The following is a 13,400-nucleotide window of genomic DNA, read 5'->3' on the forward strand; positions in this document are numbered from 1 at the left end:
AAGGAAGATAAAAATGGATGAAATGACAAGTAAAAAAATAAAAAGTCTAAAAAATTGGGCTGTATTCTTAATTATTGTTAATACAATTGCTTTAGTTAGTGGCATATCTGGTTTATTCCAAAATTTAACAGTCGATATTAATCAGCAAATGGAAATCTATAAATCAATGCCAGAATCAGTTCAACAAACAGTACGCCATGGCTTAGAAGTATCATCAAGCCCAGCAATTATCAGCTTAAATGCAGTACAACTAATCTTTGTAGCAGCTTTAATCTTTTTCTTATTCGGCTTTATTAGAACAGCCAAACGAGGTGAATTACCAGAAGTGACAGCTATCTATGTTGGCTTTGCAAAATTAAGCTTTACAATCATTTTCGGAATTATCCAAGGATTTATGTTAGATTCTTCATTTGGAATTGCTTTTTGGACAAGCTTTACAACAATTATCATCGGTTCAGTCATCGGTTTTATTATTTATGGATTGATGTTATCAAAATATAATAAAGTTAAATCAGTAATTGAATAAGGAAAGCTAACCAATATAATTCTTAACACAAAATTCAAATATAAAAATAAAACTCTCGATAGTAAGTGGTCAACACCATTTACTATCGAGAGTTTTTTGTTGAAGAATTTATTATAATAATTACACTAAATCCACACTTATTTTAACAACAATTTTCTTAATGTGTGTTGGTTGGTCTTTCATCATAGCAACTTTGTGAGCATCACTTGGCCAACAAATCAGAAAATCTCCTGGTTCTAAATAATAGCGACCGTTCTCATTTCCTGTATAAAAGGCAATATCCTTGTCTTCTTGGTAGGCATCTTTCACAAATAATGCATCTGGATGAGCTGTTGCGATACCTTCTACACCTTCTAAAATATAATGAACATCTAAAAACTTTTTGTGTGATTCATAAATGCAGTCTTTTTCAGGTTTCGAAGTTAGGGTAACAGGATTGGCAAATAATTTATCTTGTTCATATACAATTGAGCTTTCTGGAAAGTTTTCTAAATTTATTTTTTTAAGTTCATTCAATACACGATAAATAATGGGTGATGATTTGTAATTCTCACTATATTTAATATTATCAAATAGCATAATAAGCCTCCTATGAATTATTTTTTATAAATGGGTAAACAGCTCCACACAAGCCTGCATTATTCCCGAGTGATGCTTTTGTAATGATTAGATTTTTTTTAAAGCAAGGCATTGTTAATTCTAGTATTTTTTCTCGTAAGGGACTAATAAATAATTCTTCTTGTTGGCTAACACCTCCGCCAATAATAATAGCTTCTGGATTAAAAATATGAATAAGTCCAACAATACCACGTGCGATATTATCAATCCATTGTTCTACAATTACTGATATAGTTGGATTGCCTTTTTGGAGTTGAGTAAAGATATATTTTCCGTTTATTTTTTCAAGATTAATGTGTGGATCATTGTTTAAAGTTTCTTTCACATCAGCAACAAGTGCTGTTGTTGAAGCATATTGTTCATAACAACCGATATTGCCACAGTAGCATGGTTTTCCGTGAGCGTTTAATGGGAAATGACCAAGTTCTCCAGCGATGCCCATTTGTCCGCTAAGTAAATGATTATTAATGATGATTCCGCCACCAACACCTGTTCCAATAGTAAGCATTACAACATTTGAATAGTTAGCAGCATCTCCTAGCCAGTGTTCACCAATTACTGCACAATTCGCATCGTTTTCAACTAATACAGGTAGGTGATAGGTTTCTTGAAGAATATCTTTTAGAGGTGTGCCGACCCAATTATTAATGTGTCCAGCTGTACCGGCTACAATACCATTATGAACATCAATTTGGCCTGTAGCTGAAACACCAATACCTTTTATAGTTGAAAGATCAATAGTATTTTCGTGAATAAAGGACTCCAAACTTTTTAATACAGTATCTATTATCGGTGTTTTATAGTGATCAAAATTAACAGAATAGGTTCCAGAGTTTGTAATCTCACCATTTGAACGAACCAAACCTAATTTTACGGCTGTTCCACCAATATCAATACCCAAATAATATCGGCTCATGATTATGCCTCCTCAATAACTTTCATAAAGCGTTGTGCAATAACTAAAGGTCTTGTAATAGCACTACCAACCACTACTGCATACGCACCAGCATCTAGCATTTGTTTTGCTTGTTCCGGAGTATGAATTTTCCCTTCACCAATAACTGGGATGTCGATTTCTTGAGATAATTTGTGAACTAATTCAAGGTCTGGTCCATCAATTTTAGGAGAATAATCAGTATAGCCACTTAAAGTAGTTCCCACAAAATCAACTCCACATTTCCAAGCATTTATACCTTCCTCATAAGTTGATATATCTGCCATTAAAACAATGTCAGGATATTTTTCTTTGATTTCTTTTAGGAATTGATTGATGGTTGTGCCATCACCACGTTGACGCATAGTGCAGTCTAATGCAATAATATCAGAATGTGCTGCAACTAATTCATCAATTTCTTTCATGGTGGGTGTGATATAGGAATCATAACTGTCGTATTCTATTTTAATAATACCAATAACAGGTAAATTTGTTTCTTCTTTTATAGCGATGACATCACGTACGCTATTGGTTCTAATACATGGTGTTCCGGCTAATTTTGCTGCACGAGCCATTAAATACATGATTGATTTTTCTTCTACATATAAAGGTTCTTCAGGGAGTGCTTGGCAAGAAATAATGATATTTCCTTTAATTTGTTGTAAAATTTCTTCTTTTGTATATTTCATAATAAAATCCTCCTCTAAATAGTGATATTATATTTTTTAAGTGTATTTTTTAGTACCATTGCCATTATGTTATAGCCTTTTACATTAGGGTGAACACCATCGAAAGTAGTTCCTTTTAATACCATATTTGATCCAGGGATAACAGTTGTATGGTAGTAATCAACATAGATAATATGATGCTCTTTACAGTAATCAGCCAAAAACTTGTTTAATTCATTGATATATTGTTTGCGTTTTGATTCGCAACTAGATATTGGTAGTTTTATTGGTAATAAGGATGTAACGATGGGGATAGTTTGACTTGTTGAAAATTGTTCTAATATATTATGGTAATTTTTTTTGCTAGTAGCTAAAATCTCATCATAATTCGCACCAGCAATCTGATTCCAATAATCATCTTCTAGTAGATTTGAATCATTAAAGCCAATATGTAGAATGCAATAAGTAGCTTGGTGTTGAAGCACGTCAGCAAATAAACGTTTTAATAAATAAGTAGTGGTATCACCTTTAATGCCTCGATTAATGATCAGTTGATTGTCATTTTTAAAATAAGCATTTAATTCCCAATTATTAATCACTGTATCACCAACAAAGATAAAATCTGGATGTAAATTATTTTCAATTAAGATGGAATTTTTTATGTCATATTCTTTTCTTAATAAATCTGAACTAACAACTTTTGAAAAATATCCAGGACTATTATAATAATTATTTTTGCGCATGATTAACCCTCCTTTCATTATGAAAAACAAAGATATTTCTAGCTAAATTATAGTATTTTAGATTTAATTTATAAATGGTTGAAAGTATTATAAGTAGCACAAAACGACTATAATACAATTGAAAAGTAAGTAGTTTTATTTTATACTCAAAACAAATATGCCAGAAAATAGGAGGGAAAATTATGAATAGTTCATTTATCAATTTTATTCGTTTTAATTTTTTGTATATTGATCGATATACATTTGGGCAATCTTGGGTATATCCAGAAGATTATCTTCCGTATAGTATGTTGAGATATATACAACATGGAGAAGCTATTTTTGTCATTGATGGTGTTGATTATAAAGTATCAGAAGGGAATGTTGTGTATATACCAGTCGGTAGTAAATTATCTTGTCATGCCTTAGATGAAGAATTTTCATTTTATAGTATACGTTTTGCCACTTCAGTAAAATACGACGGTGGAGATTTACTTAGTGAATATTATTGTGTACCAACTATTATGTATGATAAAAATGATGAAGCAATTACATATTTTGAGGAAATGTATCATTGGGTTAAATCAGATGTTCATTCAAGAATGTTTCGAGTAAGAGGCTATTTGGAGTTAATTATCGGTTATATTATCGATCAAGGGGCTGTTGACTCATTAAATAAACACTTTGCACAATCTAACGAAAGTCTAAATACGATTAAACACCACACTAGAAAGAATGAGGGACGCTTAGATACTAGAATACAAAATGTTGTGGATTATATTATTCTTCATCCTACAGAACAATATACTGTTTTAAAAATGAGTGATATGGCAAATTTAAGTGAATCAAGATTTAGAACGTTATTTAAAAAGCAAGTTGGGAAAAATCCACTAGATTATTTAAATGAGATTAAAGTAATGACCGCTGCTAGAAAATTATTGATGTCTAATGACAATATTAGTGATATTGCGTATCAAGTTGGTTATGAAGATCCGAATTATTTTAGTAGAATATTTAAAAAATATTTTTGCATCACGCCGAAACAATATAGAGATAATGCAAAAGAATAGATAATCTTTGTGAAAAATATAATTTGAGTACAAAAAGAGTAAAAATAATCGTTTTGTACTACTAATAAATGATTTGTTTATGGAGAAATGTAAGCGTTGTCTTTATACTGAGATTGTAAATAAGATTTTACCAAACAAATTCTTTTAAGGAGGAGCAAACATGAAAAAGAGATTATTAAATGCTGTATTAGCGGTAGCAACAGGGTCATTATTACTTGCAGGATGTGCTAATAATAGTACCACTCAACAAGAAGTAGTGGAGAATCCAACAGGTGAATTAAGTGGAGAAATTACTTTTTGGCACTCATTTACTCAAGGTGGTCGATTAGATACCATACAAGAAGTTGCAGATAAATTTATGGAAGATAATCCAAATGTAAAAATTAATATTGAAACTTTTTCTTGGGGAGATTTTTATACAAAATGGACAACAGGATTAGCGTCAGGTAATGTTCCAGATATGAGTACTGCACTTCCAGGACATGTTGTAGAAATGATGGATGCAGATGCGTTACTACCAGTTAATAATGTCATTGATAAAATTGGACGCGATAAATTCTCTCAAGCGGCATTATCAGAAGGTGAAATTGATGGAGAAAATTATTCGATGCCACTTTATTCACATGCACAAGTAATGTGGTATAGAAAAGATTTATTAGAACAAGCCGGTTTAGAAGTACCAAAGACATGGGCAGAATTTGCAGAAGCAGCTAAAGCCTTAACAACTGATGAAATTTATGGATGTTCATTCCCATCTGGTTCAAATGATTTGATGGGTACACGTTTCTTAAACTTCTATGTTCGTAGTGGTGGAGGTAGTTTATTAACAGATGATTTAAAAGCTGATTTAACTAGTCCTCTTGCATTGGAAGGAATTAATTATTGGGTTGACATTTATAAGAATTCATCACCAAAAGATTCTATTAACTATTCTGTATTAGATCAAGCTACTTTATTCTATCAAGGGAAAACAGCTTTTGACTTTAACTCAGGATTCCAAATTGGTGGGGTTGCTGCTAACTCTCCTGAATTATTAGATAAAATTGATTGTGCACCAATTCCTAAATTACACGCAGAAGATGGCGATGAAGGAATTGAAACATCAAATATTCCATTAGTTGTCTGGTCTAAATCAGAACACCCAGAAATTTGTGCAGCGTTCATTGAAAAATTATACGAAAAAGATAACTATATTAAATTCTTAGAATCAACACCAGTTGGAATGTTACCATCTATTAAAGGAATTGCAGACAGTCCTGAATATCAAGCTAATGAAACAGTCCAAAAATTCTCAAATGCTGTAGATGTTATTAGTGAAGCAGTTGATAAAGGTACAGCTATTGGTTTTGAACACGGACCAAGTGTAGAAGCTGGTTTATTAGCATCTCAAGGTGTAATTGAATCTATGTTCCAAGATATTATTACCAATGGAACAGATGTGAAAGAAGCAGCTAAAACAGCAGAAGATAAATTAAATGAGTTGTTTAGCGCAATTGAAGAATAAAGACATTTTAAATAGGAAATCTTTAATAGGTTTCCTATTTTTTTAGAAAGAGGTGGAGAGTGTGAACGCAAAAGCTAAAAAAGATTATATGAGATGGGTATTTGTCTTACCGGCTTTAATCATTGTAGGAGTTTTGTTAATTTATCCAATATTTTCTAGTTTGTACTATAGTTTAACAACTAAACATTTAATTAAGCAAACGTATAAATTTATTGGGTTACAAAATTATATGACAGTATTAAAAGATCCACATTTTTTTAAAGCATTTGGTATTTCAGTGGTTTGGACAGTCATTTCATTATTAGGTCAATTATTTATCGGATTTACAGCAGCATTAGCAATTAATCGAGTAAAACTTTTTAAAGGTGTATATCGTACCTTATTAATTATTCCATGGGCGTTTCCATCAATTGTTATTGCATTATCTTGGAAATGGATTTTAAATGGTGTATCTGGTTTTATTCCTAATATTTTAGTGCAATTAGGTCTAACAAGTCAGTTACCACAATTTTTAAGTGATGCAAGTTTGGTCTTGCCTACGTTATTCTTTATTAATATATGGTTTGGAGCACCAATGATTATGGTTAATGTTCTTTCAGCTTTGCAAACCATACCTCGTGAACAATATGAAGCTGCTTTAATGGATGGAGCATCAAAACGTCAGCAATTTTTATATATTACATTACCACATATTAAAGTAGTTATCGGTTTGTTAGTCGTTTTACGTACAATTTGGGTATTTAATAACTTTGATTTGATTTATTTAATTACAGGTGGTGGACCAGCAAATGTTACAACCACAGTACCGATTTATGCGTATAACATGGGTTGGGGTGCAAAACTATTAGGTAGATCATCTGCAGTTACGATTCTGTTATTACTATTCTTATTAGCAATTTGTACAATTTACTTTACTATTATTAGAAAATGGGAAAAGGAGGTTAAATAATGAATACTAAAAGAGACAAAATCGGTAATTTTTGGTGTCATATTTATCTCATTATTTTAACAATTATAGCTGTTTTCCCATTATTGTGGATTATTCTATCATCTGTTAAGACAACAGGGGAATTAACGGCTAATCCGACAACATTTTTACCGAAACAATTTACATTTGAAAATTTTAGTCATGTCATTCATGATTTAGGTTTTGCTGTTAATATTAAAAACAGTATTATTATTTCATTAGTGACAACTTTAATTGCGATTACTGTATCTGCAATGGCAGCTTATGGTATTGTTAGATTTTTCCCAAAATTTGGGAATATTATGTCTAAGTTATTGGTAACAACATATATGTTTCCACCAATCTTATTAGCTATTCCTTATTCATTGGTAATGGCAAGTGTAGGATTATCTAACACAAGAATTGGGTTAGTTATTGTGTATTTATCATTTAGTGTGCCATATGCAGTGTGGATGTTAGTAGGATTTTTCAATACAGTTCCTTTAGAAATTGAAGAGGCTGCTAAAATTGATGGTGCCGATCGCTTGCAAACGTTTGTGAAGATTGTTTTACCATTAGTTATGCCAGGGATTGTTGCAACAGCCATTTACACATTTATTAATGCTTGGAATGAATTCTTATATGCTTTGATTTTAATTAATAGTTCTGAAAAAATGACTGTTTCTGTAGCTTTACGCTCATTGCAAGGTGCGGAAATATTATCTTGGGGGGATATGATGGCTGCTTCAGTATTAGTAGTAGTTCCATCAATTATATTCTTTATGTTTATTCAGCGCAAAATTGCAGCTGGTATGACAGAAGGTTCAATTAAGTAGTAATAATTTTTTAGATAAAAACTTTTTAAAATTTTAGATTAAATGGAGGATTTGTTATGAAAACTATTGGATATGCAGTTGTAGGGACAGGGTATTTTGGTGCTGAATTAGGTCGTATTATGAAAGAACAGCCAAATGCTAAAATTGTTGCAGTGTTAGATCCAGAGAATGCGGAAGGAATTGCGGAAGAATTAGGCTGTGATGTGGAAACTGATTTGGACACTCTATATAGTCGTGAAGATGTTGATGCAGTTATTGTAGCATCACCTAACTATTTACATAAAGAGCCAGTTATTAAAGCTGCGGAACATGGTGTACAAGTATTTTGTGAAAAACCAATTGCATTAAGTTATGAAGACTGTGACCAAATGGTTAGCACTTGTCATGAAAAAGGAGTTACCTTTATGGCAGGACATGTCATGAATTTCTTTAGAAGTGTTCGTCATGCGAAACAATTAATTAATGATGGTGTAATTGGTGAGGTATTATATTGTCATTCAGCTAGAAATGGATGGGAAGAGCCTCAACCAAGTATTTCATGGAAGAAAATTCGTGAAAAATCAGGAGGACATTTATATCATCATATTCATGAATTAGATTGCATTCAATTTATTATGGGGGTACCTGAAGAAGTAACAATGGTCGGCGGAAATGTTGCGCATAGTGGTGAAGAATTCGGTGATGAAGATGATATGCTATTTATTACTTTACAATTTCCAAACAATAAATATGCAGTCTTAGAGTACGGCTCAGCATTCCATTGGCCAGAACATTATGTCTTAATTCAAGGTACAAAGGGTGCCATTAAGATTGATATGAAAGATGTTGCCATGACTGTGAAAACATCTGAAGGAGAACAACAATATCTTGTTCATGAAACAAAAGAAGAGGATGATGAACGTACAAGTATTTACCATGGTACTGAAATGGATGGAGCTATTATGTATGGTAAACCAGGTAAATTACCACCAAAATGGTTACACAGCATTATGAAGAATGAAATGAAATACTTTAATGATTTATTACATGGTGAAGAACCAGATGAAGAGTTCAAGCCATTATTAACCGGTGAAGCGGCTCGCTCAGCAATTGCTACTGCAGATGCTTTAACCATCTCACGTTTTGAAGATCGAAAAGTAAAATTAAGTGAAATTATCGGTTAATAAATTATCAATAGCTATTGTAAATAAAAAAAGGAGAGATACGAATATGTGTAAAAAATTTAACATTAAAGTCCCAGTGTTGCTTTTGTCATCTGTAGTTGCCTTATCTTTTCCAACCACTCATATATTAGCTAATGAGTCTAATGAATTTACAAATACTATTGAAAACATTGCAACTGATAGGCAGAATTCTAGCTTATTATTGCAGAAAACAAATATTGATATAACAGCAGGAAAGGGATTTGATTTAAGTTCTGAATCAAGTGCTAAAACCATTGAAAAAATGGATGAGGGAACGATTATTATTACTTATCAATCAACTAGTTCTAATAATATCCAGTCATTAATAAGTATTGGTAATAACACAAGAGGAAATAGAGATCGTCATTTTCACTTATATATTACTAATAGTGGATTATTAGGAATGGAATTACGCAATACGGATAGAGAATTTAAATATACTTTTTCAAGCCCTGCTGCAGTTAGAACATTATATAAAAACAACTTTGCTACTAATACAATTGCGTTTGTAGCAGATAAAGAGCATAAACAATATAAATTATTTGCGAATGGTACATTATTAACAACTCTAGATGTTCAGGATTATAAGTTTATTAAGGATATTACTGGAACTAATAATGTGCTATTAGGTGGAACAAATCGAGAAGGTTCTATAGCGTATCCTTTTGGTGGAACTATTAAATCTGTTCAAGTCTATCAAAAGGTACTAAGTGATGAAGACTTACTAACAACTACTGCAGCGAATGCTCAAGGAAGTCACATTTTCTATGCAGGTGATAATTCTAAGGCTAATTATTTCCGTATTCCATCATTACTAACCTTAAGTTCCGGTCATGTAGTATCTGCGGCTGATGCACGATATGGTGGAACACATGATTCAAAAAGTAATATTAATATCGCTTTTTCAAAAAGTGTTGATGGTGGGCATACATGGTCTAATGCTACTTTACCATTAAAATTTGATGATTATGTTTCTAAAAATATTGATTGGCCAAGAGATTCTCATGGAAAAGAATTGAGAATTCAAGGTAGTGCTTCATATATTGATCCTGTTTTATTAGAAGATAAAGAAACAAAACGCTTATTTATCTTTGCAGATGCTATGCCAGCTGGAATTGGTGGTGGAAATGCATTATACGGTTCAGGTTATAAAGAAATAGCTGGTCAAAAATATATGAAATTAAGATCAAAAGACGATCCAAATAATACCTATAACTATACTATTCGTGAAAATGGTGTTATTTTTGATGATCGGACAAATACAAGAACAGAATATTCAATTGATGGTGAATATAATTTGTTGAAAAATGGTCAACCTCTTACTTGTCAACAATATGATTATACTATCGAAAGTGGTAAATTATTAGAATCTAAAACGCAAACTATGGTGAATATGAATGTTTTTTATAAAGATGCTTTATTCAAAGTATTCCCAACTAATTATTTGGCAATGCGTTATAGTGATGATGAAGGAGAGAATTGGTCTGATTTACATATTATTAGTAACTTTAAACCAGAAAATTCTAAATTCTTAGTATTAGGACCGGGTGTTGGTAAGCAAATTACAAAAGGTGCACACAAAGGAAGATTAATCGTTCCATTGTATTCTAAAGCAGATTCCGAATTGGGATTCATGTATAGTGATAATCATGGGGATGAATGGCATTACGTGCCTGCTGATCACAATAAAGGTGGTGCAACTGCAGAAGCACAAATAGTTGAAATGCCAGATGGATCGTTAAAAACTTTCTTAAGAACAGGTTCAAGACATGTAGCAGAAGTAACTAGTGTCGATGGTGGTGCGACATGGAGTGAGCGTCGTACTGTACCAATGATTCATACAACAGGATATGGCACTCAATTATCTGTTATTAATTACTCAAAACCAATTGATGGCAAACCAGCTATTATCTTATCATCACCTAATTCAACAAATGGACGTAAAAATGGTCATATTTGGATTGGGTTAATTGAAGAAACTGGTAAAGAAGGTATTGATAAATACACAATTAATTGGAAGTATGATTATGCAGTAGATGGATCCAATATAGGCTATTCATATTCTTGCCTAACAGAACTTCCAAGTGGTGACATTGGCTTATTGTATGAAAAATATGATTCATGGTCACGTAATGAATTACATTTAAAAAATATATTAAAATACGAAACATATACCATTAGTGATTTAACACAACATACTCATTAATACTGTTTTGTAGAGGAGGATTTTATGAAAAACTTAGAGAAATATAAAGGAATCATTCCAGCTTTTTATGCATGTTATGATGCAGAAGGGAATGTTAGTCCAGAACGAATCCAATCATTTACACAATATTTAATTGATAAAGGGGTTAAAGGATTATATGTAAATGGTTCATCAGGTGAATGTATTTATCAAAGTAAAGAAGAACGTAAAATTATTTTAGAAAATGTAATGGTGGTTGCCAAAGGGAAAATTACCATTATTGCTCACGTAGCATGTAATAATACTGCTGATAGTCAAGAATTAGCTAAACATGCAGAAAGTCTGGGTGTTGATGCGATTGCAGCAATTCCACCAATTTACTTCCATTTACCAGATTATGCGATTGCAACATATTGGAATGATATTAGTCATGCAGCTCCAAATACAGATTTTATTATTTACAATATTCCGCAATTAGCCGGGGTAGCATTAAGTGTGAATCTATATAAAGAAATGCTTAAAAATCCAAATGTTATTGGTGTTAAAAATTCATCAATGCCCGTACAAGATATTCAAATGTTTAAAGATGTTCTTGGTGAAGAGAGTGTAATTTTTAATGGACCAGATGAACAATTTATTGCAGGACGCATAATGGGAGCAGATGCTGGAATCGGTGGAACATATGCTGTTATGCCAGAATTATTTTTAGCTGCAAATGAAGCATTTATTGAAGGAGATTTTGTTAAAGCTCAAGAAATTCAATATAAGATTGACCGCATTATTTATGCAATGTGCGCATGTCATGGTAATTTATATGCAGTTATGAAAGAAATCCTAAAAATGAAAGGTATGGATATAGGTAGTGTTAGAAAACCATTACCAGCATTAATTGAATCAGACTACCAACAAGTTAAAGTATGTGCTGAGATGATTGATGAAGCAATTAATAGTTTAAAATAAAAATAAGAAAGAACAAGCTTAAATATTAAAACTCATAATCTTATAAAAAGAATTCTCATTAATATTATTTATATTTTTGGGAATTCTTTTTTATTAACAAAATTATGAAATACGGAACAAATAAAAAGCTATAAAAGAAATTATTTTCCGAAAATAGAATAAAAATAGAAACGTGTTTCTAAATATAAAAAATCGTTGAAATTCAGAACATGGACGTTATAATGATGTTGTAAACGTTTACTGAAGGAGGTCTCCAAATGCAATTACAAAAAGACTTAATTCCTATTATTGAATCAAATTTAGATAATATGACAAGTTCAGAAAAAGAGGTTGCGCAATATTTTTTACAACAAGAAGCAATTATCGATGATTTTTCAACTTCCTTTTTTTGCAACAATATTCATGTATCAAAGGCGACTTTAACTAGATTTGCTCAAAAATGTGGTTTTTCAGGCTTTAGAGAATTTATTTTTCAATATAAAGAGATATGGAACGAAAAATCTCGACTAACAGCAACAATGAAAGAAAGCGATGAATTAGTCGCTTGTGATATTGCTGTAATAGCATTTGATGCGACCTTAAGAGAAAGATTCGATGGTTTAACAATTAATGAATTTATAAAACAAGTAAAAGACAAATATCCAAATCAATTATTAATGGCAGATATTAGTAATTTTGAAGAAGATCTGAATGCCTATAAGGCGGGGGTTGATTTTGTAGGGACTACTTTATCAGGTTATACTGATGAAAGTCCAAAACTTGACGGGCCTGATTTTGATTTAATGAAACAATTAGTTGAAGGAAATATTCCAGTTATAAATTGCGGCGAAAACCCACATGCTTGCGTGTAGGATGAAAGCAACTTCTCTTTACTTGACAATAGCATATAATAAACATATATAATATATGTATAAATAAAACATAGAAAGGGAATGGCCATAATGGCATGACCTAAAAAAGATAACATATAAATTAATTCTACAGTAGGGCATATCAGCGAAGCTACAGTAATTAAGTATATTGAGGAGCAAAAAAAGCCATGATTGACAAAGAATACAACAACATTCTGAAAAAATATCATAAACTTTCTGACAGGCATATTTTGGTCGTTGAGACCGATATGCCTTATTCTGTTGTACTTAAAGTTGTGAATCTTTCTGATAAGATACGCAAAGCAGGTAATGAGCTTGTTAGTCTGATAAGAAAGAATTATGAACAACTTCTACGTACAAAGAGATACCGTAAAT

13 protein-coding genes and 2 pseudogenes are annotated in these 13,400 nt (G+C 31.7%); 11 read left to right on the plus strand and 4 right to left on the minus strand.

Features of this window, described 5'->3' with window-relative positions:
- Positions 1–13: 13 nt before the first annotated feature.
- A complete protein-coding gene (locus BMX09_RS04960) occupies positions 14–526 on the plus strand; it encodes a hypothetical protein (protein WP_089746599.1) in 513 nt (170 codons plus the stop codon).
- A gap of 120 nt (positions 527–646) precedes the next feature.
- Here the strand turns inward: BMX09_RS04960 and BMX09_RS04965 are convergent, their stop codons facing one another.
- Genes BMX09_RS04965 through BMX09_RS04980 form a run of 4 tightly spaced genes read right to left on the minus strand, consistent with a single transcriptional unit; the run spans position 647 to position 3,489 of the window.
- Positions 647–1,105, minus strand: a complete 459-nt coding sequence (locus tag BMX09_RS04965) for a YhcH/YjgK/YiaL family protein (RefSeq protein ID WP_089746600.1) — start codon at positions 1,103–1,105, stop codon at positions 647–649.
- A 10-nt stretch (positions 1,106–1,115) separates the two neighbouring features.
- A complete protein-coding gene (locus BMX09_RS04970; RefSeq protein ID WP_089746601.1) occupies positions 1,116–2,060 on the minus strand; it encodes an ROK family protein in 945 nt (314 codons plus the stop codon).
- A 2-nt stretch (positions 2,061–2,062) separates the two neighbouring features.
- Complete coding sequence (locus BMX09_RS04975; RefSeq protein ID WP_218138922.1) at positions 2,063–2,770, minus strand: N-acetylmannosamine-6-phosphate 2-epimerase; 708 nt, start codon at positions 2,768–2,770, stop codon at positions 2,063–2,065.
- An 11-nt stretch (positions 2,771–2,781) separates the two neighbouring features.
- Positions 2,782–3,489: an SGNH/GDSL hydrolase family protein gene (locus tag BMX09_RS04980; RefSeq protein WP_218138920.1), complete on the minus strand. Its 708-nt coding sequence runs from the start codon at positions 3,487–3,489 to the stop codon at positions 2,782–2,784.
- A 182-nt stretch (positions 3,490–3,671) separates the two neighbouring features.
- On the opposite strand from BMX09_RS04980, the gene BMX09_RS04985 reads away from it, so the two are divergent.
- The 10 genes and pseudogenes from BMX09_RS04985 to BMX09_RS10175 form a co-directional block, all read left to right on the plus strand.
- The gene (locus tag BMX09_RS04985) at positions 3,672–4,538 is read left to right on the plus strand and encodes a helix-turn-helix domain-containing protein (RefSeq protein WP_089746604.1); all 867 of its coding nucleotides are present in this window, start codon (positions 3,672–3,674) and stop codon (positions 4,536–4,538) included.
- A gap of 160 nt (positions 4,539–4,698) precedes the next feature.
- Positions 4,699–6,042 (plus strand): ABC transporter substrate-binding protein, encoded by a 1,344-nt coding sequence (locus BMX09_RS04990; RefSeq protein WP_089746605.1) that lies wholly within the window; start codon positions 4,699–4,701, stop codon positions 6,040–6,042.
- An 88-nt stretch (positions 6,043–6,130) separates the two neighbouring features.
- Positions 6,131–6,991: a carbohydrate ABC transporter permease gene (locus BMX09_RS04995; RefSeq protein WP_177159543.1), complete on the plus strand. Its 861-nt coding sequence runs from the start codon at positions 6,131–6,133 to the stop codon at positions 6,989–6,991.
- Complete coding sequence (locus BMX09_RS05000; protein ID WP_089746607.1) at positions 6,991–7,824, plus strand: carbohydrate ABC transporter permease; 834 nt, start codon at positions 6,991–6,993, stop codon at positions 7,822–7,824. Before BMX09_RS04995 ends, BMX09_RS05000 begins: the two co-directional genes overlap by 1 nt.
- Before the next feature lie 56 nt (positions 7,825–7,880).
- Positions 7,881–8,987 (plus strand): Gfo/Idh/MocA family protein, encoded by a 1,107-nt coding sequence (locus BMX09_RS05005; RefSeq protein WP_089746608.1) that lies wholly within the window; start codon positions 7,881–7,883, stop codon positions 8,985–8,987.
- A gap of 46 nt (positions 8,988–9,033) precedes the next feature.
- On the plus strand, positions 9,034–11,214 hold the full coding sequence (locus tag BMX09_RS05010; protein WP_089746609.1) for a sialidase domain-containing protein: 2,181 nt from the start codon (positions 9,034–9,036) through the stop codon (positions 11,212–11,214).
- 24 nt (positions 11,215–11,238) lie between these two features.
- Complete coding sequence (locus BMX09_RS05015) at positions 11,239–12,153, plus strand: dihydrodipicolinate synthase family protein (RefSeq protein ID WP_089746610.1); 915 nt, start codon at positions 11,239–11,241, stop codon at positions 12,151–12,153.
- Positions 12,154–12,410: 257 nt separating this feature from the next.
- A pseudogene (locus BMX09_RS10440) lies at positions 12,411–12,611 on the plus strand (MurR/RpiR family transcriptional regulator); the annotation flags it as partial.
- Between the two features lie 36 nt (positions 12,612–12,647).
- Positions 12,648–12,983 (plus strand): annotated as a pseudogene (locus BMX09_RS10445) (N-acetylmannosamine-6-phosphate 2-epimerase); the annotation flags it as partial.
- A gap of 209 nt (positions 12,984–13,192) precedes the next feature.
- On the plus strand, positions 13,193–13,400 hold a 208-nt coding region (locus BMX09_RS10175), incomplete at its 3' end, for a hypothetical protein (RefSeq protein ID WP_218138921.1).

The sequence above is a fragment of the Granulicatella balaenopterae genome (genome assembly GCF_900111135.1).
Taxonomy (GTDB): Bacteria; Bacillota; Bacilli; order Lactobacillales; family Aerococcaceae; genus Granulicatella; species Granulicatella balaenopterae.